Here is a 23,811-nt window from a genome sequence, read left to right as displayed (position 1 = left end):
ATATTATGAAACATTTTTACATTCTTATTGTTAGTTTATTTTCGGTGTGTTTACTTCAGGCACAGGATTACAAATTCGGAAGGGTATCCAAAGAAGAGGTGCTTGAAAAAGAACATCCAAAGTATAAAGAGGCCAATGCGGCTGTATTGTTTAGAAAGCACCTGGTCTATTATGATATTAGAAAAAATACCGGTTTGACGCTCGTTACCGTGGTACACGAACGTATTAAAATATATAATAAAGAGGGTCTTGACTGGGCAAATAAAACAATAACCGGATATCAAAACGGATCAGAAAGTGAAGAGGTCAGTGCTATTAAGGGGGTTACCTATAATATTGTAGATGGGAAGCTTGTTGAAGAAAAGCTAAAAAGAAATGGTGTTTTTAAAGAAGAAACTAATAAATATAAACTAAAGACAAAATTCACTATGCCTGCGGTAAGCGAAGGTAGTGTTATAGAATATACGTATACTATAAGATCCCCATTTGTGACATCTATTGACGATGTGCCGCTTCAGTTTGAAATTCCGGTGAATAGATTGGAAGCCGAGATTAAAATTCCTGAATTTTTTGGTTTTAGAATGCATTATAATCCTAAATCGCCCATAGTTTTTCCTATCGATAAAACTAAAGAGAGCTTTACTTATAATTACTCCCAAAAAACCAGAACCACCGGAAGAACTGTTCAAACAGATTATAAACAGCGTAGTTTAGACTATTTGCTGGATTTTTATAAGTTTCAGAAAGATGATATTCCTCCTTTGAAGAAAGAAGTTTATGTAGATTATTTACAAAACTATGCAGCATATTTAAGGTGGGAATTACAATACACTAAATTTCCTAATTCACCAATAGAAAGTTTTGCCAGTACCTGGGAAGATGTTGCTAAAAGCATTTATAATGATGCCGGTTTAAAACAAGAGGTAAATAGAACCGGCTTCTTTGATGAGGACTTAGATGAACTACTTGCCGGATCTAAAGATAATGCTGAAAAACTAGCTAAAATCTTTATGTATGTTAAGAGTAAAATTGCCTGGAATGATTTCGTAGGCTTTCAAGCAGAGAGTGGAACAAGAACGGCTTATAAGGATGAAAAAGGAAACACGGGAGATATAAATTTATTATTAGTGAGCATGTTAAGATATGCCGGCTTTAATGCTAACCCTGTCTTAGTAAGCACCAAATCTCATGGTATCCCAATTTTTCCTACACGAAACGGTTTTAATTATGTGATAGCTGCTGTAGAAAATGAGGATAATATTTTGTTATTGGACGCTACAGACAAGAATGCGGCAATAGGAGAGCTTCCGGCAAGGGCTATGAACTGGCAGGGAAGAATTATAAGGGAAGATGGAACTTCAGGTTGGGTGAGTTTAATGCCTAACGCAAAATCACAGAACACAACGATGTTAAATATGCAATTTGACGATAACATGGTTTTAAAAGGAAAATCGGTAAGAGATTTAAGCGGTCTACATGCGAAAGAATTTAGGGATCGTTATGTTGGATTGGCTGAGAAGGATTACCTAAAAATCCTGGAGGAAGATAAAGGGAACATAGTGGTTTCGGGGCTGGATATTTCGAAAGAAGAAGCCATTGGGGAAAACATTAGGCAAACTTACAACTTTGAATTAAGGGATGAAATGGAGGAGATAAATGGGAAGATATATTTAAAACCTATGGTTTTTGCCGGGCTACACGAAAATCCGTTTAAAGGGGAAGATCGTAACTACCCCATATTTTTTGACTTTCCAACCAGTAATGATAAGATTATAAATATTTTAATTCCCGATGGTTATAAAGTAGAATCCCTGCCCGAAAGTGCTATCGTTAATTTAAAAGAAGGGGCGGGTGTTTTTAAGTTTGTGGCAACCTTAAATGGGAAATTTTTAAGGGTAGAATCTTCTTTAGATATGAATGATATGGTTTATATTGCACAGGACTATAAAGCGCTTAAAAATTTCTATGCTGAAATGGTGAATAAACATTCAGAAGCCATAGTTTTGTCAAAATCTTAGAAATAATATGAACATAGAACACGCTCAAAAAGCAGTAGACGATTGGATAAAAGAACATGGGGTTCGGTATTTTAACGAGCTTACCAATATGGCGCAACTTACCGAGGAAGTAGGGGAGGTAGCCCGAATTATTGCGAGACGTTATGGGGAGCAAAGTGAAAAGGAATCAGATAAAGAAAAGGACTTAGGGGAAGAACTTGCAGATGTTATGTTTGTGGTGCTCTGTCTTGCCAATCAAACCGGAGTTGATCTACAGGAAGCTTTTGATAAAAAATTAGATCTAAAAACAAAAAGGGATCACGACAGGCATCATAATAATCAAAAGTTAAAATAATGAAATTCAAAGAGATGATCTCTAAAAAAGCCTTCTGGAAATCGGTTTTGTTTCTTGGTCTGGGCTTTCTTATTGTCTATGATATTGTAAGTATGCTGTTTGAATATGGAGGCTTTCATTTTAAAGCCTATTTTACCGAGCGAACCGAAAACGGAAAGTTGTTCAGGTTTATCCTCGGGCAGTTTTTTGCCGCTTTTGCTTATGGGTTTATTATCTCATTTGGGCAGTTTAGAGGAAAAAACAAAAAAGATTCAAAAAGCTAATACTGTTAATTCATGAATTTAGAGATATCAAATAGCCAGGAAAATCTGTCGGCTAATATTAATATAACCGGATCTAAGAGTGAGTCTAACCGCTTGTTAATCCTTCAGGCTTTATTTCCAAACTTAAAAATAAGCAACCTTTCAAATAGTGACGATACCCATTATTTGCAAAAGGCACTTAAGAGTGAAGGTGAGTTAATTGATATTCATCATGCCGGTACTGCTATGCGTTTTTTAACGGCCTATTTTGCCACTTTAGAAGGTAGGGAAGTAGTTTTAACCGGTAGTAAACGAATGAAAGAACGCCCGGTTAAACTATTGGTAGATGCCCTTAAAACAATGGGTGCCGATATCTCTTATGAAAAGAATGAAGGTTATCCGCCAATTAGAATTAAGGGTAAAAAGATTACGGCAAAAACAGTAAGTCTGGAAGCCAATATTAGCAGTCAATATATTTCGGCTTTAATGCTGGTTGCACCTTCTTTGCCTAACGGACTTGAAATTAATTTACAAGGTGAAATTACGTCTACCCCTTATATTAAAATGACTTTAGAGCTTTTGCAAAGAGCCGGAGTAAGAGGAGTTTTTGAGGGGAACACTATTAAAATTGAACCTGCAAAACAATTAAAAGATCAAAGCTTGGCAGTAGAATCAGACTGGAGTTCTGCTTCCTACTACTATAGTCTTGCTGCCATAAGCGAATCAGCCGAACTTAAATTAAGCACCTATAGAGAAACCAGTTTACAGGGAGATTCTTGCCTTTCTAATATCTATAAGCAATTTGGGGTAAGTACTAAATTTGAAGATAATCATATTATTTTATCCAAAAAGCCCGGTACGAAACCAAAGCATATAAAGGAAAATCTTCAAAATTCACCTGATATTGCGCAAACCATTGCGGTAACCTGTTTAGCGCTGGAGGTGCCTTGTTATTTAACCGGTTTACATACCCTGAAAATTAAGGAAACCGATAGGTTGGAGGCTTTAAAAGCAGAGATTGAGAAATTTGGTAGCCAGGTAGAGATTACCCAGGATAGCCTTGAATTATTTCCGAAAAAAGATTTTGAAGAAAACGTGTCGGTTGCCACTTATAACGATCATCGAATGGCCATGGCTTTTGCGCCTTTAGGACTTAAAGTTCCTTTTAAGATTGAAGATGCCGAAGTGGTGTCAAAATCTTATCCCGGGTTTTGGGAAGATTTTGAAAAACTCAATTTTAAGCTGAGAAAGTGCTAAATGAAAGGCATTTTTTAAATAAACGCTTAAATACTTGACAACCCCTATCTTGAGATTGTATATTTGCGCCTTCTAAAAATTCAATTATGGGAATGAAACTTTCACACTTCAATTTTGAACTTCCGAATGAACTTTTGGCCGAGTATCCTTCAGAGAACAGAGATGAAGCAAGGCTTATGGTTCTAAACCGAAAAGAACAAACAATTGAGCATAAACAATTTAAAGATATTCTAGATTATTTCGAGCCAGAAGATGTCATGGTACTTAATAATACCAAGGTGTTTCCTGCACGTTTATATGGGAATAAAGAGAAAACCGGGGCGCGAATTGAAGTTTTCCTATTAAGAGAATTAAATCCGGAGACCAAGCTTTGGGATGTACTGGTAGACCCGGCTAGAAAAATTAGAATTGGAAACAAATTGTATTTTGGGGACGACGAAAGCCTGGTAGCAGAAGTTATAGATAATACTACTTCTCGTGGAAGGACCCTTCGTTTTCTTTACGATGGTTCTTACGAAGATTTCAGGAAAAAACTAAAAGAGCTGGGGGAAACGCCACTTCCAAAATATATAAAACGAGATGTTCAACCTGAAGATCAGGAGCGTTACCAGACTATTTATGCTAAAAAAGAGGGAGCTGTAGCAGCGCCAACCGCAGGACTACACTTTTCTAAACATCTTTTAAAGCGTTTGGAAATTAAAGGAGTAGATTTTGCTGAAGTTACTTTACACGTTGGTTTAGGAACTTTTAGCCCGGTTGAGGTAGAAGACCTTAGTAAGCATAAAATGGATTCTGAAGAAGCATTTATAGAAAAGAAAGCTACTGAAACTATCAATAAAGCGAAACTTGAAAACAGACGGGTTTGTGCCGTGGGTACAACAGTAATGCGTGTGTTGGAGAGCTCGGTGTCTTCAAACCATACATTAAATGAGTTTAGTGGCTGGACCAATAAATTTATCTTTCCTCCTTACGATTTTAGCATAGCAAACTGTATGATTACTAATTTCCATACACCAAAATCTACACTTCTTATGATGATCTCCGCTTTTGCAGGTCACGATTTTATGAAGCGTGCATATGAAGAAGCAGTAAGGGAAAAGTATCGTTTCTATACTTACGGAGACGCGATGTTGATTATCTAGTTTTTGTTTAATATAATCTTAAGCCACGAATTCACTAAGTTATTTGGTAAATTCGTGGCTCTTTATTTTATAACGATAAATCTTACGTATTACGTAACTTTCAAAAGCCGTATTAATCCACAGGCTTCTAACTTTAAGCTTTGTTATTGCCACAATCTAAAACACTTAGCTTTGGCTTAACTAAAAAATCCTTTAATTCTTAGTACTTTTGCAGCGTGAAAAACAAGAAGAAAGATATACGAGCACTTACCAAGGCCCAGCTTCAGGAATTTTTTGTTGCCAATGGCGATAAATCTTTTCGTGGAAGTCAGGTTTATGAATGGCTTTGGAGCAAAGGGGCCCATAGTTTTGAGGCAATGACCAATATTTCCAAAGCTACCCGAAAAATGTTAGACCAAAATTTTGTGATAAACCATATTCGGGTAGACCGTATGCAGCGCAGTAGCGACGGTACTATTAAAAATGCGGTAAAGCTGCACGATCAGCTCACCGTAGAATCGGTATTAATTCCTACCGCCACCAGAACTACAGCTTGCGTTTCTTCTCAGGTTGGTTGTAGCTTAGATTGCCAATTTTGTGCAACTGCTCGCTTAAAAAGAATGCGTAACCTAAATCCTGATGAGATTTATGACCAGGTAGTTGCTATAGACAATGAAAGCCGGTTGTATTTTGACAGGCCCTTGAGCAACATTGTGTTTATGGGGATGGGAGAACCGCTTATGAACTACAAGAATGTTATGAAAGCGGTCGAAAAAATTACCTCTCCCGAAGGTTTGGGCATGTCCCCAAAGCGAATTACGATTTCTACATCGGGCGTGCCTAAAATAATTAAAAAACTCGCAGATGACGAAGCCAAGATAAAACTTGCTGTTTCTCTGCACGCTGCAACCGATGAGATTCGAACCAAAATAATGCCTTTTAATGAAACCTTTCCTTTAAACGATTTAAGGGAGTCTTTAGAGTACTGGTACTCTAAAACCAAAAGCCGAATTACTTACGAGTATATTGTTTGGAAGGATATTAATGACACAAGAAAGGATGCCGAAGCCCTGGTTCGGTTCTGCAATTATGTGCCGTGCAAGGTGAATTTGATTGAGTATAACCCAATAGACGATGGTAGCTTTCAACAGGCTTCGTCTAAGGCTACAGATATGTACCAGGAAATTTTAGAGCGTAATGGAATTACGGTAACCGTTAGAAGATCTCGTGGAAAAGATATAGACGCTGCTTGTGGTCAGTTGGCAAATAAGTCGGCATAGCTTCCTTAAGGCTTTATTTTTTTATAAGCTCTCAAACTTAGCTCATAATCTTGATTTTGGCAGAAAAGCATCACTGAATATTCTGTATAAATAATTATCTTTGCTGGCTTAATGAAAGTAATTTCCCAAATAAAACTTCCGGTAGAGAAAGAGATGGAGCTTTTTGAAAAAAAGTTCCTCGAAGCCATGTCTTCTAAAGTGGCACTTCTTAATAGAATAACTCATTATATTGTAAACCGTAAAGGAAAACAAATGCGACCTATGTTTGTTTTCCTGGTAGCCAAAATGGTTTCAGAAGGCGAGGTAAACGAACGTACTTATAGGGGAGCTTCAGTAATAGAGCTTATACATACGGCCACTTTGGTTCATGACGATGTGGTAGATGACTCTAACCGTCGCCGGGGGTTCTTTAGTATAAATGCTTTGTGGAAGAATAAAATTGCCGTTTTGGTGGGCGATTATTTACTTTCTAAAGGTTTGTTGCTTTCTATAGATAACAACGATTTTGATTTATTGAAGATTATCTCAGTTGCCGTAAGGGAAATGAGTGAAGGGGAGTTGTTGCAAATTGAAAAAGCTAGAAGACTCGATATTACTGAAGAAGTTTATTACGATATTATTAGGCAAAAAACGGCTACTCTTATCGCTGCTTGCTGTAGTTTAGGTGCTGCGTCGGTAAAGCCCGATTCTAATGCGGTTGCCGAAATGAGAAAATTTGGGGAATTAATAGGAATGGCTTTTCAGATAAAAGATGACCTTTTTGATTATGGAGATGAGAAAATAGGAAAGCCCACTGGAATAGATATTAAGGAGCAGAAAATGACATTGCCATTAATCTATGCCCTGAATAATTCTACCAAAAAGGAAAAAGCCTGGGTAATTAATTCGGTTAAGAATCATAATAAAAATAAAAAACGGGTAAATGAAGTTATTCAGTTTGTAAAGGATAAGGGAGGTCTGGAATATGCCGTAAAGCGTATGAAAGAGTTTCAACAGGAGGCTTTGGTGATCCTGGAAAAATATCCGGCTTCTCCTTACCGCGAATCTTTAGAACTTATGGTGAATTATGTAATTGAACGTAAAAAATAAGGCTGTTTCTTAGCCTTATGGGCAAAACTTTAAACAGCCTTACTTAGAATCCCTTTTAATTATTGTTCTCTGGAATTATCGATTTCTTCATCGATTTCCTTTTCAAGTTTCTCAGCGCCTTCTTCTACTTTCTTAGCACCTTCCTTAATTTTTTCAGTACCTTCTTTAACTTTATCACCGGCTTTCTTTACATTATCTTCAATGTCTTTGCCAATTGCTTCTACGGCATCTTCTGTTTTTTTCTGGGTAGTTTCCCGACAGGAAGATAGGCTTATAGCCCAAACGGCCACCATAATTAATAGTAACTTTTTCATTGTTTTACTTTTAGGTTTAATAAAAAAAAGCTGCTTTCTTTAAGGAAAGCAGCCTTTAGCATTTTTAAGAAGCAAGACGATTACATGTTATCGTCTTCGTTCATTTCTTCTTCCATTTCAGCTTCAGCTTCTTCAGCCTCTGCTTCGATTTCATTTCCGGCCTCTTCAATTTCGTTTCCGGCCTCTTCAGCTGCATTTTCTAAATCTTCACCTGCAGACTCCATAGCGTCTTCAGTTTTTTCTTCAGTAGTTTCTCTACAAGAATAGATAGAAAGAGACATTGTTGCAACTGCAAACAGTAAAAATAATTTTTTCATGTTAGAATTTGTTTAATTAGTTGAAGAAACAAATGTAAACTATTTTTTATTTATGCAAGGGATTCTTTTCACTCAAATATCTCCAATATCTTTTTGGTACGTGTTGTAGGTGAAGCCTTGTGTTTATGCGGGATTCAATGGTAGTTGCTTCAAAATATTTCTTCCATAATTTCTGAAATTCTATCTCTGATGTATCAAATATTCGTGTTTTTTCTTCTGATAAAGACAGATTTTTTGAGAAATTAATTTGAATTATTTGCGCTTTTTGGAGATCGTAATAGAGGCCAAATTTTCGTTTTAGGTCATAAATAATCCATTGCTGATCGCTATAGCGGGAAGTAAAATGCTTTTCAATTAAAGGTAGTACGTTAAAATCTGGTTCAATATTGGCAAAATAAATTTTATCCTTTGTTAGCTGAAAACGAACAAAAGCTTCCATTCTATGTTTCTCCCTTCCTACCTTTTTAGCGGTTTGTGCAATTTTTAGGACGTGTTTATTTGTAAAATCGCCGTGAATGTTAGCCTTAGTTTTAAAGGTATGTTGAAAATACCTTAAAATGTCAAGTTCAATTTTAGGTAACTCACTCAAGTAGGCGTAATATACTGCGTTTTGACTGCGATGGTTGGCAAACTTTTGGAATCCGTGCCATACACGTTTTGCTTTGGTTTCGTCTGTAATTACTTCAATATTTTCAGCAAAAATATCTGTTTTGTGAATGCCGGGAGCTAGAATATTATTCACTTCCAATTTCTCATCAAAAGCTACGAAAATGCAGGTAAGTAAACCTTTAAAGGTTCCATCGTACAATAGGCATTTGGGTGAATTCATTTTAAAATAAACTTAATTGGCTGCTGTACTCCTTTCTAAACTTTCCGGCCGAATTTCGTAAGATTAAAGATTTTATTCTGCTCGCGCTCAGATCTTGTTTCTCCCATCCACGACCATCACAAATTATAAAATATCGTGCCCGGTTTAAGGCTACCCCTATGGCTTTTAAATGATCGTAATTGAGCTTTCTAAATTTTCTGGCTTGAAGTATTTTATGTACAGATTTTAATCCAACCCCCGGTATTCTTAGTAGCATTTCTTTTTCGGCGCTATTCACATCTACCGGAAATTGATGTTGATTTCTTAGTGCCCAACTTAGTTTTGGGTCTACTTCTACATCTAAATTAGGAAATTGTTGGTTCAATAACTCATTTACATCAAAACCATAAAAGCGCATTAACCAATCGGTTTGATAAAGACGGTTTTCCCTTAGCATAGGAACCTGGGAACCCAGGGAAGGCAGCCTGGGATCGTTACTTATGGGTACATAACCCGAATAATATACCCTTTTCATATTATAGTTTTTATAAAAATAATTTGCCGAAAGCATTATTTCGCGATCACTTTCGCCTGATGCACCAACTATCATTTGGGTACTTTGGCCGGCGGGGGCATATTTGGGAGTGCTTTTAATGAGTTTCTTTTCTGAATTGTATTGAATTATTTCATTTTTCACCTTCTTCATGGGTTTAATGAAATCTGAATGATCTTTTTCCGGGGCCAGTTTTTTTAGTCCGGAAACCGTTGGTATTTCAATATTAACACTTAGCCTATCGGCATATAGGCCGGCCTCCCTCATAAGTTCGTCACTTGCGCCGGGAATAGATTTTAAGTGTATATAACCATTAAAGTTTTCTTCCAGGCGCAGTTTTTTGGCCACTTGTATAAGACGCTCCATTGTAAAGTCGGCATTTTTAAAAATCCCCGAACTTAAAAACAGGCCTTCAATATAATTTCTTCGGTAGAAATTGATAGTTAAGTCTACTACTTCCTGAACTTTAAAAGCAGCTCTTTTTATATCGTTGCTACGGCGGGTAACGCAATAGGCACAATCAAAAATACAATGATTGGTAAGCAAAATTTTAAGCAAGGAAACGCAGCGCCCATCTGGCGTATAGGAATGGCAAATGCCCATTCCATCTGAGTTTCCAAGCCCCTTATTTTTATTGCTGCGTTTGCTGCCACTACTGGAGCAGGAGACATCATATTTGGCAGCATCGGCCAGAATTTCTAATTTTTCCTCAATTCTATCAAACCTCATAATTATTGAAATTTGATTCAAATGTAGGAAAAAATCCAACAAATAGGAATAATTACTTATTCGCTGTTATTTTTTATTGCTCTTTTTTATATCCGGAATAATTTTCTGGCTTTTCTCCTGCCATTCGCGCAAAATTTCTATACGCCTGATTTACCTTCTCTTTGGGCGTTGTAGCGAATTCTTCCTCGGTTACCCCATAATTCTGCTGAAGAGAATCCAGCCTGGAGTGTAAATCTTTTCTAACCTTAGCATAATCCGGATGCTTATAGATATTGTTTACCTCATTAGGGTCTTCTTGTAAATCGTACATTTCCCATACATCTATATCATCATAAAAATGCATAAGTTTAAACCGATGGGTTCTAATTCCATAATGTCTTTTAACCATGTGAAAAGCAGGAAAATCGTAGTAATGGTAATAGATTGCATCCCTAAAATCTTTATTTGAAATGGCATTGTTCAGTAAAGGGCGAAAAGAATTGCCCTGCATTTCTTTTGGAATTTCTGCATTGGCGAAGTCAAGGAAAGTAGGAGCGAAGTCTAGATTTTGTGTTAAAGCATCAATTTCGCTTCCTGCTTCTATCTCACCGGGTAGTTGCATTAACATAGGCATGGCAAGAGATTCTTCATACATAAAACGTTTATCAAAAAAGCCTTTTTCCCCTAGATAGAATCCCTGATCTGTAGTGTAAACAATTAAGGTGTTTTCAGCCAAACCAGTTGTTTCCAGGTAGTCTAAAATTTTCCCTACCCCTTCATCTACCGAGGCTACGGTGGCTAGATAATCTCTTAAATAGCGCTGAGCTTTCCATTTAGCAAGTTCTTTTCCCGATAAATTAGCATCGTGAAAAGCATCATTTTTAGGTCGGTAGGCGTTGTCCCAGGCTTCCCTTTGTGCTTTGGTCATTCTTTCAAAATCGGTTTTCCAGGGGTTATGTCTTAGCGAATCGCTGCCTTTTGCTATAGTCATTTTAAGATCATGACCTTCATACATATCTTTATAGATTGTTTGCAATTGTTCTTGTGCAGCCGGCTGTCCCTGGTGATCTGAAAAATAGCTTTTTGGTAGTGGAAATTCAATAGAGTCGTATTTGTTGATATGCCTCAAAGCCGGCATCCAATTTCTGTGAGGTGCTTTATGCTGTACCATAAGCATAAATGGTTTTTCTTTATCCCTGTTGTTCTTTAGCCAGTCTAAGCCCATTTCGGTGATAATATCTGTGGCGTATCCTTCAATTCTGGTGGTATCTTTATTTTTTATGAAATCGGGATTGTAATAATTTCCCTGGTCTACAAGAATATTCCAATCGTCAAAACCCTGCGGTGAACCATGTAGGTGCCATTTTCCAAACAATGCTGTTTGGTAGCCCGCTTTTTGTAGGTGTTTTGGGAGTGTAGGTTGGGAACCATCAAAGGTTTCACCATTCATTCTAAAACCATTTAGATGACTATGTTTACCGGTAAGTATTACGGCACGACTGGGGCCACAAATAGAGTTTGTACAAAAATTATTTTTAAAGGTTACCCCGTTTTTGGCAATACGATCTATGTTTGGCGTAGGCGCTAATTTGCTTATGGGATGGCCATAGGCACTAATAGCTTGCGCAGCATGATCATCGGTCATTATAAACACAATGTTTGGACGCTTGTTTGTTTCGTCTTTATCTAATTTCTTTTCTTCTGAATTATTCTTACAGGAAATAATAGAAATACCTATACATATAAAACCCAAAATTAAGGGAAACGCCTTTTTAAATATCATACCAATATGTTTTTAAATTGAGAAAGTTCCAAAGTACAAAAAGTATGTATTTTTGTCTTAAATTATAACTATACAAAAACTGCACAAATAGAATTTATGAAGCGCTCTATCCTGAATATAATTACTGCTTTCTTCTTTGTTTTGCAGTACTCCAGCCTTATAGGACAACAACTTACCCCGCCTATACATAATTATTTGGCTACTAATTATAATGCAGCTAGTCAAAACTGGGATATTGATGTAGATGAAGAAGGTGTAATTTATGCCGCCAATAATCAGGGGTTACTTAGCTATGATGGACAATCATGGGAACTTTTTCCTTTGCCCAATGGTAGTATTATTAGATCTGTTTTCGTACATAAAGACCGAATCTTTACCGGGTCTTATAAAGAATTTGGATACTGGAAAAGAGATAGTACCGGTAAAATGTACTATACCTCTTTAATACCAAACCTTGGCGATTATAAAATGCAAAGCGAAGAGTTTTGGGAAATTCTTGAATTTAAAGGCGACATTTATTTTAGGTCTTTTGGCGCGATTTATAGATATAGCCAAGATACCGTTGAACCGGTTCAAAATGTGATTAGCAATAAAATGATTGTTTATAAAAATCAGCTTGTGGTGGCATTAGGGAGAAGCGGGCTTCACATCTTAAGTGCCGATAATGATTTGAAGAATATACCTAACCAGGAACTTTTACAAGGGGAAATAGTTGTTGATATGGCTGTGAGCGGGCAGAATCTAGTTATAGGAACAAAGGATAATTTATATAGGTACAACGGTGACACTTTTTCGACTTTTGGAGATAGTAATTTAACAGATGAGTTAAAACGTTCTGAACTAAACCATATTCTTGCTTTAGATAATGAGAGATTGCTATTGGGTACGGTTAAAAATGGCCTTATAAATTACGATTTAAAGAATAATAGTTACAATATTTTAAATAGGAATAATGGACTTCAAAATAATACTGTTTTAAGTTTTGTAGAGAAATACGGCAATATTTGGTTAGGCCTCGATAATGGAATAGATCGCATTGAAATAGATTCACCGATTAACTTCTATACCGATGATACGGGAGAATTGGGTGCGGTGTACGACCTTGAATTTCACGAAACTAAAATGTACCTGGCAAGTAATACCGGAGTTTATAATTTTAATAATAACAAACTTCAGATTATTGACGGCTCTGAAGGGCACACCTGGAATTTAAAAATTCTTAATAATACTTTATTTGTAAACCATAACTCCGGGACATATTTTATTAAAGAAAATAGTTTGTATCCGGTTGAAACTGCGACAGGGAGTTATAAGATAGATGAAATCTCCTATTCTGCGAGTAATTACTTAATTAGTAGTTATACGGGGCTTAGGAAACTAAACCCTTTAAAAGACAGTATTTATCAATTAGATAGCCTGGATTTTCCTGTTAAGAATGTTGTTTTTGAGAATGAAAATACCCTATGGGCCGTGCATCCGTACGAAGGTCTTTATAGGGCTGGTTTTGAGAATAATTTTGCGCAAACCAATTTTGTTAAAAAAATAGCTATGCCCGATGGTGGGAATAGTATTAATACCAACATTTCCAAGATTAATAATCAATTGGCCATATTTAACGGAGATCGTTGGTTTAAGTATAATCCATTTAAAGACTCTCTGGATATTTTTGAAGAATTAAAAGCGTTTAGAAAACATAAAATGCTTTTTAAAGATGCAGGTTCTTATTGGTTTAGCGATACCGAAAATAATAGCTTAAAGTTCACAGACTTTGAGAACACTATAATAATTGCTCCAGAAAGCTTAGGGAATAGGTTGGTGAAAAATTATGAGAAGATTATAAAGAATGGAGATTCAATATATTATGTGGTCTTAAATGATGGTTTTGCCCGAATAGATTTAAGGAAGTTTATAAAAGGTTTGGGGCAAACACCCGTGAGCACCCCCAAAGTAAAAGGTTTTTTTAATGCAAATGGACGTGTAGAACTGGGGGAAAAGCCGGTAATGGCTTATAAAAACTCAAGAGATTTAAATGTACAAACTTCTTTTCCGACCTCTGGGGCCATGGGTTTAAATTATAAATTAAAAGGTGAGGATACGCTTAGTGGTAAGGTGGTTAACGGAGTTATAAACCTACAAAATTTAAGTCATGGCGATTATGAATTAGAGCTTTTAGCTATGGGCCCTCAGGCTCATATTGCGAAAAGGAATAGCTTTAGTTTTAGTATTCAACCACCCTGGTATCTCTCAAATGCCATGAAAATAGCCTATGTTTTCTGTTTTTTGGTAATTCTCGCGTCTATGTATTGGTTTAACCGGCTTAAATTAAGGAAACATCAATCCTTGCTTGAAGAAAAATTTGAAAAGGAGCATCAGGAGCGTATTAACAAATTAGAAAAAGAGCGTCTTGTAAATGAGATTAACCTGAAACGTAAGGAACTTGCCAATACTACCTTGGTTGCGGCTAAGAAAAATGAGATGCTTATGGAGATTCAAAATGAATTGAGTAAGGATAAGACCAATTTTTCCAATCAATTTAAAAAGAAACATATTTTAAATAAGATAAACCGTGCAATAAGAAACAAGGATGAATGGAAAGTCTTTGAAACGAATTTTAATGAATTGCACGAAGATTTTTTTAAGGATATTTTAAAAACCTACCCCAAACTAACGAGTAAGGATTTAAAACTTTGTTCTTATTTAAAAATGAATCTTACCTCTAAAGAAATTGCTCCTCTAATGGGAATTTCTGTTCGTGGTGTGGAAGTACATCGTTATAGATTACGAAAAAAAATGGGACTAAATAAGAACGAAAATTTGACAAATTTCCTCATTAAAAATTACTAGTTTCGTTATTTAAAGCCCATATTTTAACAAAAAAACACTACATCAAGACTACGTCAAAGGTTTTTATTGCTGTTAAAAAACTACTTCTAAACATGTGTATATTATTGATTATTAGTTGTTTGTTATCTCAATATTTTTGATGTAGCAGTAGTGTACTATATCGTTTGCGTAAAAACCGGTCTTGGTTGTATCTTTCTTCTAAAATTCAGTAAAATTTGAACCGTATGAAATTAAAATTATTCACCATTTGTATGGTCCTTTTATCTGGTTTTGGCTTCGCTCAGGAAGGCAAAACAGTTTCAGGTGTTATAACGGACCAAAATGAAATACCTTTACCGGGAGCCGAAGTAAAGGTAATTGATAAAGAAATTTATGATGTAACCGACTTTGACGGAAATTTTACTCTGGAAAATGTTGAAGAGGGGGATGTGGTACGAGTAACCTTTTTGGGATTTCTTCCGCAGGAGTTTACTATAAGTGCTAATAACACTTATACTATTGCCTTAGAAGAAGATACCGATCAGCTTGAGGAAGTGGTGGTAGTTGGGTATGGCCGTCAGAAAAAGCAGGATCTAACCGGAGCAATAAGTCAGGTTTCTTCAGAGGAAATTACCAGGCAGCCGGCCTCTAATGCTGCTCAGGCTTTGCAAGGTAAAGTAGCGGGTGTAAATATTATTAACAGTGATGCACCTGGATCAACTCCTACCGTTGCAATACGTGGACTGGGGACTGCATTGGGTGGTCGTGATCCTTTGTATGTTGTAGATGGGGTACCTGTTAATGATATTACTAACATTAGTCCTTCTAATATAGAATCTATGGATTTTTTAAAGGATGCCTCTTCCGCAGCAATTTATGGTGTTAGAGCAGCTAACGGAGTGATAATCGTTACTACAAAACAAGGGAAGTCTGGGAAAGCAAAAATGAATTTTAGAAGCTTCTTTGGTGCCAAACCAATCCTGAATCAGGTTGAGATGGCAAATGCCAGCCAGTATATTACTTACTTTAACGAAGAAAATGCGGCTATTGGGGGAGACCAATTAAACCAAACCCAAGAGTATAATACAGATTGGTATGACGAGGTGCTGCAAACAGGCTTTGTAAATAATACGGTTTTCGATATTAATGGCGGAGGCGAAAATATTAATTACTTTTTTAGTTACGATTATTATGAAGAGCAAGGCTTGCTGGAAGATCAAAAATTTAGAAGATCTACAATTACAAGTAACAATACCTTTAAGTTATTTGAAGATCGCCTAAAAATCACTCAAAATCTAAATATTTCTACCAGGAACGAAAACCGCAAACCTTACGGGGCTTTTAATACTGCCTATCGTCAATCTCCTTTGGTTCCTGTTTTTTATCCAAATGGAAGATATGGAGGTTCTTATTATAACAGAGCTACCGGCGAAGCAACATATATAGCAGGGCCCGGGGAAAGTATTGGGAATTTAACCAGTCACGGAAACCCTGTTGCTGATGTGGCTTTTCAAAATGAAAGATTTAATTCTGTTAGATTACAGGGAAGTGTAACAGCTGAACTCTCTATTACCGATGATATTACTTTTACATCTCGGTTTGGTGCAAGAAAAGAATTTGCAAGGGGCCGGGTATACAACCCGATTCAGCAACGTTGGTTAAATAGTGATCCTACCAGAACCGTAGAGGAATTTGAAAATTTAAAAGCTCAAAATCCTGAACAGTTGCAATATGCATATAACGAATTGTCTTTTAATTCTAGTGAGAATTATAAATATAACTGGGATAATTTTATAAATTATAATACCAATTTTGGTAAGCATAACCTTGATGTTACTTTAGGAGGGTCTAAGGAGCAAATAGGAATTGGCATGAGAGATGATTATCGAGCATGGGATGTTCCGGAGCAAAAGCAATACTGGAGTTTAAAGCACGCTAGTGATCAATACGATAAACAGGTTAATCAAACCTATCTAACCCCAACAAATTTCCTTTCGTATTTTGGAAGGGTTCAGTATAACTTTAATAGAAAGTATTATTTTACCGGTACCTTAAGACGTGATGGATCAAGTACTTTTCAAAATAATGCCAATTACTGGGGGACATTTCCAGCTCTTGGTGTAGGGTGGACGCTTACTGAAGAAGAATTCCTTGCAAATAACGAAACCATAAACTTTTTGAAGTTAAGAGGATCTTGGGGGGAATTAGGAAATGCCAATGTACCACTAAATTCAACTCAAATTCTTACCGATCCCGATAGTGGAGAGCAAAATTATGTGTTTGGGCCGGGTCAGGACCTAATATTTGGTGCATATATTGGCTCTCCTGCTCAAAACCTTAGCTGGGAAGTTGTTAGTGAATATAGTGCCGGTTTAGACTACGAATTATTCGATTACAAATTAACGGGTAGTTTAGACTACTATCTGCGTACTACAGAGAATACTATTCTTGAGGTTCGTCCCTTGTTGAATTCTACATTTTCTACAAACTTCTTTGATCACGGAGCAGAAGTGATAAATGAAGGTTTCGAATTTGCTATAAACTGGAGTGATGAGATTTCAGAGGATTTTAGTTATAGTATTGGGAGTAATTTCTCATTCAATAAAAACACTGTTGAAAGTGTGCAGCGAAATTATGAAGGCCAATTGGGTGGAGATCTTGGTAATGGGCAAATTACTAAGCGTTTAGCCGAAGGGCAACCCTTAGGTTCCTGGTGGTTATTTGAAGCCGAAGGAGTATGGCAAACGCAAGAAGAAATAGATAATAATGCTTCTATAGGGGGAGCAAGACCGGGACATTTAAGGTATACCGACCAAAATAACGATGGCGTAATAGATGACCGTGATAAAACTTATCATGGCTCTTATATACCAAAATATAATTACGGGTTAAATATTGGTTTTAATTATAGAAACTGGGACTTTAGTTTAGATGGTTATGGCGCAGGAGGCAACAAGGTTTACAATGCGCTCTTAAATACAAGGATTGGTGGTGAAAATGTGCCTGTATCGGTCTTTAATGATAGATGGACCGGGCCGGGAAGCACAAATGTTAATCCGGGAGCAGATCGTGATGCCAGAGCCTCAGATTACTACCTGGAAGATGGTGATTTCTTTAGGATTAATAATATAACATTGGGTTATACTTTCCCTGAAATGACCAGGTTTATTTCAAAGGCCAGAGTATATGTATCAGCTCAGAATCCATTTATTTTTACAAAATATTCAGGTTTTACCCCAGAAATCTCCGGTTACGACCCTAATGATACCAATGCTCAAGGACCATATAGAACCACTGGTATAGAGCTTTCGGCATACCCATTAACCAGTACATTCCTGTTTGGTTTTAATATTCAATTATAAAATTTAACAATAGCGTATATGAAACGATTATATAAAATAGCAGTTTTCACTTTCGCCACTTTTATGAGTATTGGCTGTAGTGAAGAGTTCCTGGAGGTTGATGCCAGGGAAAATATTGATGCAGAAGACAGAGACGAGAATTTTACCCCTGACGATTTTGTGACTGGGATTTACGGAATGTTTACTGAATTTGATTACGCATTTGCTTACCTTGGAATTACTGAAATAATTTCAGATAATGCAGATAAAGGAAGTTCGCCAACAGATACAGGGACTGATAAGCAATTACTGGATGATTTGGAATTTACAAGTACCGTACCCTCAAGCGCTACCATGTGGGAACATTGGTACAAAACTATAGGCCGTGCAAATTATGCTATTGCATTTGCTCAGGAAGAAGGAGGTACTAATACAGATAGGCTAATTGCAGAGGCTAAATTTCTTAGGGCTTACACTTATTTTTTTCTTGTAAGAAGTTTTGGTGGAGTTACTATTCAGGGTGAAATAGAATTTGTAAACGGTGAAGCAGTAGTAGATCAGGACGTAGATTTATCTTCCCGGAATACCCAGGAGCAAGTTTACGAGTATATCGAACAGGATTTAATAGATGCTATTGGTGTTTTACCGGCTAAGAGTGAATATTCAGCACAAGATTTAGGTAGGGCAACACGTGGTGCAGCTCAAGGGCTACTGGCTAAGGTACATTTATATCAGGAAGAATGGAGTGAAGCTATAGAACAGGCAAATGGAGTAATCTCTTCGGGAGAGTATAGCCTGGAACCAAATTATGAAGATGTATGGAGAGAATATTCTGAAAACGGTGTGGAATCTATTTTTGAAATTCAGGCGCGTGGAGAATCTATTGCCCATGGTGTTCAACAATATTCACAAACCCAGGGTGCAAGAGGTACCAGCGGTTGGGGCTGGGGGTTCAATACTCCTTCTGAAAATCTTGTAGAAGCTTTTGATGCCGAAGGCGATGAAATTAGAAAAAATGCCACAATAATTTTTGCAGGGGAGACCCTATGGGATGGCCGGGAAGTTAGTGCCTCTGTAGAAAACCCACGTTATAGCGAAAAGGCTTATTCTAGTGCAAGTGTTGGTGATGGCGATGGAGATAAAAATATTCGTGTACTTAGATATGCCGAAATCCTTTTAATAAAGGCGGAAGCAGAAGCACAGATAGGTAACCTTCAAGCTGCCACGGAAGCACTTAACCTTGTACGTGAAAGGGTAGAGCTTGAACCCGTAAGTGGACTTGCCCAGCAAGAATTAATCGAAAAAATATGGAACGAAAGAAGGTTGGAGCTTGCTTTTGAACACGATCGTTGGTTTGATCTTCTTCGTACCGGCCAGGCACCTGAAGCAATGGCTGCACACGGTAAGGATTTCCAGGAAAAACATTATTTATTTCCTATTCCTGAGAATCAAATAATCCAAACACCAGACATGGAACAAAATCCGGGTTGGTAGTAAATATAAAATTTTAGGTTCCGCGGCATGCATGGTCGCGGAACTTTAAAATATCTTTCAAGAATATTTTTAAAATCAAGTACCATTATTTATTGGCTTGGTAAAGGGCTTTGTATGCAATTTTTGAAGTAGCTACAACAACTTAGTAGCAGTTATATTTTGAGAATTATATTTTCAAAACAAATACAAACCGGTTTAAACAAACTGGGGTTTAATTATTAATTCCGAAAATTAAAAATTATACAAAATGACTAACTATAAATCAGTTTTAAGTATTTTTCTTATTGGTTTTTTGCTATTAAGCTGTAAAAATGAATCAAAAAAAGAAGAAAAGGACTTAAACAAAAATAAAACTCTATCCCTTTCAAAAGAAGAATTACTGGATACGGTTCAAAGGCAAACCTTAAAATATTTTTGGGACTATGCCGAGCCAAATTCCGGTATGGCCCGGGAACGTTATCACCCCGATGGGGAATATCCGAAAAACGATGCCCATGTAGTAACTACAGGAGGTTCCGGCTTCGGACTTATGGCTATAGTTTCGGGGATGGAACGGGAATGGATTCCGCGAGACTCTGCTGTAGCCCGCCTCGATAAAATTGCCGATTTTTTAGACAATGCCCCAAGATTTCATGGGGTTTGGGCACATTGGTTAAACGGAAAAACAGGCGAAACCCAGGCTTTTAGTGAGAAAGATAATGGGGGAGATCTTGTTGAAACTTCATTTTTGGCCCAGGGCTTTATTGTTGTTCGTGAATACCTGAAAAATGGAAATGAAAAGGAAAAAGCAGTTGCCGAAAAATATGATGCGCTCTGGAAGAGTATAGAGTGGGAATGGTATACCAATAATAAAAATGGACTATACTGGCACTGGTCTCCAGAATATCAGTGGGAAATGGATTTTATGATAGAAGGTTATAACGAATGTTTAATTACTTATGTGATGGCTGCTTCGTCTCCAGATCATGCCATTGATGCTAAAGCATATCACGAAGGCTGGGCGCGTAGCGGAAACATAGTTAGCGATAAAGAAGCATACGGAATTCCCCTGGTTTTAAAACATAATACTAGTGGAGATAAAGCAGGACCGCTCTTTTGGGCACATTATTCTTATTTGGGCTTAAATCCCAAAGGCCTGAAAGATAAATATGCTAATTATTGGGATTTAAATGTAAACCATACCAAAATTAATTATGAATACGCTCAGGAGAACCCTAAGGGTTTTGAAACTTATAACGAAAACTCCTGGGGCTTAACTGCCAGTTATACCAGAAACGAAGATAATGGAATAGGTTACACGGCCCATTCACCCGATAATGATCGTGGAGTGGTTTCTCCAACTGCCGCCATTAGCTCTATTGCTTATACTCCAGAGCTTTCCCTAAAAGCCATGCGTTACTTTTTTGAAGATCAAAACGACTTGCTTTGGGGACCGGCCGGATTTTATGATGCCTATAGTTTAGAAGATGAAAACTGGGTAGCCCAAAGATACCTGGCTATAGACCAGGGTCCTATGGTGGTAATGATAGAGAATTATAGATCAGGACTTATTTGGAACTTGTTTATGGGAGCCCCCGAAATACAGGAAGGACTGGATAAACTTGGGTTCTCTTACTAACACTAAATCTTACAAAAACTTAAATTTTGTAAGATTAATATAAATAATAATAAATATGAAAAATAGGTTTGTACATGTTTTAGTAGTTTTTCTGGTTGCTTTACTAATTGTACCGTCTTCAGTAGGAGCACAGGAAAAAGAAGCTTTTAAAAAGGAGCACTTTATTAAAGATTCTGATACCCTGAAATACCGTATTCTTTTTCCGAAGAATTTTTCTGAAGAAAAAGAATATCCTGTGGTTTTGTTTCTTCATGGGGCAGGGGAGAGAGGTAGTGATAATCACTCACAATTAATGCACGGTAGTGAGTTGTTTCTAAACAATCAGGAAGAATTTCCTGCAATAGTTATTTTTCCGCAGTCACCAAAAGAAGATTACTGGGCAAAGGTAGAAGTGAACCGTGATACCATTCCTTTTCAATTTGGTTATATGAATAAAAAGCCCGCTACAACATCATTACAGTTAGTTATGGAACTGATGGATAAAATAACTGCTGAAAATTATGTGGATAAAAACCGAATTTACGTTGGCGGACTTTCCATGGGAGGAATGGGAACTTTTGAAATAATTTATAAAAAACCTGAAATGTTTGCCGCTGCTTTTGCTATTTGTGGTGGTGCCAATCCTGAAATTGCTAAGGAATATCCCGAAGGATTTAATATTTGGCTTTTCCACGGAAAAAAAGATAAGGTAGTTCTTCCGGAATATTCTGAAGCCATGGCTCGATCTATTAATCATTACGGTGGTAATGCCAAACTTTCGCTATACCCAAATGATAATCACAATAGTTGGGACTCAGCATTTGCAGAGCCTAATTTATTACCCTGGTTGTTTTCATTCGATAAGTCGAACCAATAATAATGAGGGAGAAAATGAAAAAACTTAATTACTTATTTACTGCAGTGATTTTGTTGTTTACGAGTGTTGCTTCTGCACAGGAAACAGAAGAAGTAATCCCGGAAACCTATATCAATCCTTTAGATATAGACTATACCTATATGGTTTACAATTCCCATAGGGATATTTCTTATCGCTCTGGGGCAGATCCTGCAGTTATTGAATACAGGGGGGAGTATTATATGTTTGTTACCCGGTCATTCGGTTATTGGCATTCTAAAGATCTAATAAATTGGGAATTTATAAAGCCAAAACAATGGTTCTTTGAAGGCTCTAATGCGCCAACTGCTTTTAATTATAAAGATTCATTGGTTTATTTTGCAGGAGATCCGGCCGGTTATGGGAGTATTCTGTATACCGATGACCCTAAAAAAGGAGAATGGACACCTACTGCATCTATTTCAACAAATATCCAGGATTCCGAATTGTTTATTGATGATGACGGGAAGGCCTATTTATATTGGGGTTCCTCCAATGTGCATCCTTTAAAAGTAAAGATGCTGGATAAAGACAATCGGTTTATTGAAACTGGTGTTGAAAAAGAGCTTATTAATCTTGTAGAAGAAGAGCACGGCTGGGAACGCTTTGGAGAAAACAATTATCACCCCACTTTAAAAGAAGGCTATATGGAAGGAGCTTCCATGACCAAACACAATGGTAAATACTATTTGCAATATGCCGCACCCGGTACACAGTTTAACGTATATGCCGATGCTGCCTATGTTAGCGATTCACCACTTGGGCCATTCACTTATATGAAGAACAATCCCATGAGCTTTAAACCCGGCGGGTTCACCAATGGGGCCGGCCACGGGATTACTATGAAACAAAAAAACGGTCAATATTGGCATTTTGCAACTATGGCCCTTGCTTCTAATTCTCACTGGGAAAGAAGGTTGGCTATGTTCCCAACTTATTTTGATAAGGAAGGCTTAATGTACACCATTACCGCTTATGGGGATTATCCACTTCACGGGCCCAAACATCCTACCAAAGCGGGACAGCATAATGGTTGGATGCTGCTTTCTTATAGAGGGAAAGCCACAGTGTCTTCTTCGCAAATGCAGATAAGTAAAAGTACCGCTACCGATGGCGATTTTGATATTAAAGAAATGCCATTGGAAAAGAATAGTAAGGGAAAGATAATCTCGAAAGTATTAACCGATGAAAGCCCTAAATCTTTCTGGGTCGCCGAAGCAAATAACAATCAGCAATGGGTAGAGATAGAAATGCTCTCTCCGGGAAAAATTTATGCTTTTCAATTAAATTTTCACGATCAGGAATCCGGAATTTATACCCGAACCGAGGGTTTACGGCATAGGTTTACCCTGGAAGTTTCAGAAGATGGTAAAAACTGGAAAACTATTGTAGACAGAAGCGAAAGCTTTAAAGATACACCCAATGCCTATATTCCACTTAATAAGGCTGTGAAAGCGAAATATGTGCGCTATAAAAATATTGAAGTTCCCGGGAATAACCTGGCTTTATCTGAAATTAGGGTCTTTGGAAAAGGTTTTGGTAAAAAGCCGGCGAAGGTGAAAAACTTCGAAATTATCCGCCAGGAAGACAGGAGGGATATCTCTTTGAAATGGGATGAGGTAAAGGGAGCTCAGGGCTACAATATTCGCTGGGGAATTGCACCAAACAAATTATACCATTCCTGGTTAGTGTACGAGAAGAGCGAACATTTTATGCGTAGCCTGGATCGGGATACAGAATATTATTTCAGTATTGAAGCCTTTAATGAAAATGGGATTTCTAAAAGCTCTGAAGTAGTAAAAGTGAAATAATCAAAAAAAAATAATTTAAAAGAAAA

Annotated in this window: 18 protein-coding genes; 13 read left to right on the top strand and 5 right to left on the bottom strand. The window is 37.1% G+C overall.

Annotation, left to right across the window (positions count from 1 at the left end):
- The first annotated feature begins 5 nt into the window (after positions 1 to 5).
- The 7 genes from GUB10_RS11525 (at position 6) to GUB10_RS11495 (ending at position 7,341) form a co-directional block, all read left to right on the top strand.
- Positions 6 to 2,018 carry a transglutaminase domain-containing protein gene (locus GUB10_RS11525; RefSeq protein WP_193711607.1) on the top strand — a complete coding sequence of 671 codons (2,013 nt, stop codon included), beginning with the start codon at positions 6 to 8 and terminating at the stop codon, positions 2,016 to 2,018.
- A 7-nt stretch (positions 2,019 to 2,025) separates the two neighbouring features.
- On the top strand, positions 2,026 to 2,352 hold the full coding sequence (locus GUB10_RS11520) for a nucleotide pyrophosphohydrolase (RefSeq protein WP_193711606.1): 327 nt from the start codon (positions 2,026 to 2,028) through the stop codon (positions 2,350 to 2,352).
- Positions 2,352 to 2,615, top strand: a complete 264-nt coding sequence (locus GUB10_RS11515) for a hypothetical protein (RefSeq protein ID WP_193711605.1) — start codon at positions 2,352 to 2,354, stop codon at positions 2,613 to 2,615. The genes GUB10_RS11520 and GUB10_RS11515 overlap by 1 nt, the downstream gene beginning before the upstream one ends.
- A 12-nt stretch (positions 2,616 to 2,627) precedes the next feature.
- Positions 2,628 to 3,851, top strand: coding sequence for a 3-phosphoshikimate 1-carboxyvinyltransferase (gene aroA, locus GUB10_RS11510; RefSeq protein WP_193711604.1), 1,224 nt, complete (start codon positions 2,628 to 2,630; stop codon positions 3,849 to 3,851).
- Between the two features lie 86 nt (positions 3,852 to 3,937).
- The gene (queA, locus tag GUB10_RS11505) at positions 3,938 to 4,993 is read left to right on the top strand and encodes a tRNA preQ1(34) S-adenosylmethionine ribosyltransferase-isomerase QueA (protein WP_193711603.1); all 1,056 of its coding nucleotides are present in this window, start codon (positions 3,938 to 3,940) and stop codon (positions 4,991 to 4,993) included.
- 215 nt (positions 4,994 to 5,208) lie between these two features.
- On the top strand, positions 5,209 to 6,252 hold the full coding sequence (rlmN, locus tag GUB10_RS11500; RefSeq protein ID WP_193711602.1) for a 23S rRNA (adenine(2503)-C(2))-methyltransferase RlmN: 1,044 nt from the start codon (positions 5,209 to 5,211) through the stop codon (positions 6,250 to 6,252).
- 111 nt (positions 6,253 to 6,363) lie between these two features.
- The gene (locus tag GUB10_RS11495) at positions 6,364 to 7,341 is read left to right on the top strand and encodes a polyprenyl synthetase family protein (protein ID WP_193711601.1); all 978 of its coding nucleotides are present in this window, start codon (positions 6,364 to 6,366) and stop codon (positions 7,339 to 7,341) included.
- A 59-nt stretch (positions 7,342 to 7,400) separates the two neighbouring features.
- Here GUB10_RS11495 and GUB10_RS11490 read toward each other — a convergent pair whose 3' ends face one another.
- From GUB10_RS11490 to GUB10_RS11470, 5 genes are all read right to left on the bottom strand, one after another.
- Positions 7,401 to 7,655, bottom strand: a complete 255-nt coding sequence (locus GUB10_RS11490; RefSeq protein ID WP_193711600.1) for a hypothetical protein — start codon at positions 7,653 to 7,655, stop codon at positions 7,401 to 7,403.
- 80 nt (positions 7,656 to 7,735) lie between these two features.
- On the bottom strand, positions 7,736 to 7,972 hold the full coding sequence (locus GUB10_RS11485; protein ID WP_193711599.1) for a hypothetical protein: 237 nt from the start codon (positions 7,970 to 7,972) through the stop codon (positions 7,736 to 7,738).
- Between the two features lie 46 nt (positions 7,973 to 8,018).
- On the bottom strand, positions 8,019 to 8,801 hold the full coding sequence (locus GUB10_RS11480) for a TIGR03915 family putative DNA repair protein (protein WP_193711598.1): 783 nt from the start codon (positions 8,799 to 8,801) through the stop codon (positions 8,019 to 8,021).
- 1 nt (position 8,802) lies between these two features.
- Positions 8,803 to 10,062, bottom strand: a complete 1,260-nt coding sequence (locus GUB10_RS11475; RefSeq protein ID WP_193711597.1) for a putative DNA modification/repair radical SAM protein — start codon at positions 10,060 to 10,062, stop codon at positions 8,803 to 8,805.
- Positions 10,063 to 10,135: 73 nt separating this feature from the next.
- Positions 10,136 to 11,824: a sulfatase gene (locus GUB10_RS11470; RefSeq protein WP_193711596.1), complete on the bottom strand. Its 1,689-nt coding sequence runs from the start codon at positions 11,822 to 11,824 to the stop codon at positions 10,136 to 10,138.
- A gap of 96 nt (positions 11,825 to 11,920) precedes the next feature.
- Between GUB10_RS11470 and GUB10_RS11465 the strand changes: the two genes are divergently transcribed.
- From GUB10_RS11465 to GUB10_RS11440, 6 genes are all read left to right on the top strand, one after another.
- Positions 11,921 to 14,668 (top strand): LuxR C-terminal-related transcriptional regulator, encoded by a 2,748-nt coding sequence (locus tag GUB10_RS11465; RefSeq protein WP_193711595.1) that lies wholly within the window; start codon positions 11,921 to 11,923, stop codon positions 14,666 to 14,668.
- Positions 14,669 to 14,892: 224 nt separating this feature from the next.
- Positions 14,893 to 18,009, top strand: coding sequence for a TonB-dependent receptor (locus tag GUB10_RS11460; RefSeq protein ID WP_193711594.1), 3,117 nt, complete (start codon positions 14,893 to 14,895; stop codon positions 18,007 to 18,009).
- Between the two features lie 18 nt (positions 18,010 to 18,027).
- Positions 18,028 to 19,482: a RagB/SusD family nutrient uptake outer membrane protein gene (locus GUB10_RS11455; protein WP_193711593.1), complete on the top strand. Its 1,455-nt coding sequence runs from the start codon at positions 18,028 to 18,030 to the stop codon at positions 19,480 to 19,482.
- 247 nt (positions 19,483 to 19,729) lie between these two features.
- On the top strand, positions 19,730 to 21,100 hold the full coding sequence (locus tag GUB10_RS11450; RefSeq protein WP_193711592.1) for a glucoamylase family protein: 1,371 nt from the start codon (positions 19,730 to 19,732) through the stop codon (positions 21,098 to 21,100).
- Between the two features lie 55 nt (positions 21,101 to 21,155).
- Positions 21,156 to 21,956, top strand: a complete 801-nt coding sequence (locus tag GUB10_RS11445) for a prolyl oligopeptidase family serine peptidase (RefSeq protein ID WP_193711591.1) — start codon at positions 21,156 to 21,158, stop codon at positions 21,954 to 21,956.
- A gap of 14 nt (positions 21,957 to 21,970) precedes the next feature.
- Positions 21,971 to 23,785, top strand: a complete 1,815-nt coding sequence (locus GUB10_RS11440; protein WP_193711590.1) for a family 43 glycosylhydrolase — start codon at positions 21,971 to 21,973, stop codon at positions 23,783 to 23,785.
- Positions 23,786 to 23,811: the final 26 nt, after the last annotated feature.

Origin of the sequence: Salegentibacter sp. BLCTC (assembly GCF_015143665.1) — a bacterium.
Lineage (GTDB): Bacteria > Bacteroidota > Bacteroidia > Flavobacteriales > Flavobacteriaceae > Salegentibacter > Salegentibacter maritimus.
Note: the sequence above shows the minus strand (reverse complement) of the source record. Positions and strands in the feature narration are given on the sequence as shown.

Bases quoted from the DNA above. Each gene is read 5' to 3' on its own strand.
- GUB10_RS11525 (WP_193711607.1), top strand. From the start codon at position 6: ATGAAACATTTTTACATTCTTATTGTTAGTTTATTTTCGGTGTGTTTA.
- GUB10_RS11520 (WP_193711606.1), top strand. From the start codon at position 2,026: ATGAACATAGAACACGCTCAAAAAGCAGTAGACGATTGGATAAAAGAA.
- GUB10_RS11515 (WP_193711605.1), top strand. From the start codon at position 2,352: ATGAAATTCAAAGAGATGATCTCTAAAAAAGCCTTCTGGAAATCGGTT.
- aroA (WP_193711604.1), top strand. From the start codon at position 2,628: ATGAATTTAGAGATATCAAATAGCCAGGAAAATCTGTCGGCTAATATT.
- queA (WP_193711603.1), top strand. From the start codon at position 3,938: ATGGGAATGAAACTTTCACACTTCAATTTTGAACTTCCGAATGAACTT.
- GUB10_RS11495 (WP_193711601.1), top strand. From the start codon at position 6,364: ATGAAAGTAATTTCCCAAATAAAACTTCCGGTAGAGAAAGAGATGGAG.
- GUB10_RS11490 (WP_193711600.1), bottom strand. From the start codon at position 7,655: ATGAAAAAGTTACTATTAATTATGGTGGCCGTTTGGGCTATAAGCCTA.
- GUB10_RS11485 (WP_193711599.1), bottom strand. From the start codon at position 7,972: ATGAAAAAATTATTTTTACTGTTTGCAGTTGCAACAATGTCTCTTTCT.
- GUB10_RS11480 (WP_193711598.1), bottom strand. From the start codon at position 8,801: ATGAATTCACCCAAATGCCTATTGTACGATGGAACCTTTAAAGGTTTA.
- GUB10_RS11475 (WP_193711597.1), bottom strand. From the start codon at position 10,062: ATGAGGTTTGATAGAATTGAGGAAAAATTAGAAATTCTGGCCGATGCT.
- GUB10_RS11470 (WP_193711596.1), bottom strand. From the start codon at position 11,824: ATGATATTTAAAAAGGCGTTTCCCTTAATTTTGGGTTTTATATGTATA.
- GUB10_RS11465 (WP_193711595.1), top strand. From the start codon at position 11,921: ATGAAGCGCTCTATCCTGAATATAATTACTGCTTTCTTCTTTGTTTTG.
- GUB10_RS11460 (WP_193711594.1), top strand. From the start codon at position 14,893: ATGAAATTAAAATTATTCACCATTTGTATGGTCCTTTTATCTGGTTTT.
- GUB10_RS11455 (WP_193711593.1), top strand. From the start codon at position 18,028: ATGAAACGATTATATAAAATAGCAGTTTTCACTTTCGCCACTTTTATG.
- GUB10_RS11450 (WP_193711592.1), top strand. From the start codon at position 19,730: ATGACTAACTATAAATCAGTTTTAAGTATTTTTCTTATTGGTTTTTTG.
- GUB10_RS11445 (WP_193711591.1), top strand. From the start codon at position 21,156: ATGAAAAATAGGTTTGTACATGTTTTAGTAGTTTTTCTGGTTGCTTTA.
- GUB10_RS11440 (WP_193711590.1), top strand. From the start codon at position 21,971: ATGAAAAAACTTAATTACTTATTTACTGCAGTGATTTTGTTGTTTACG.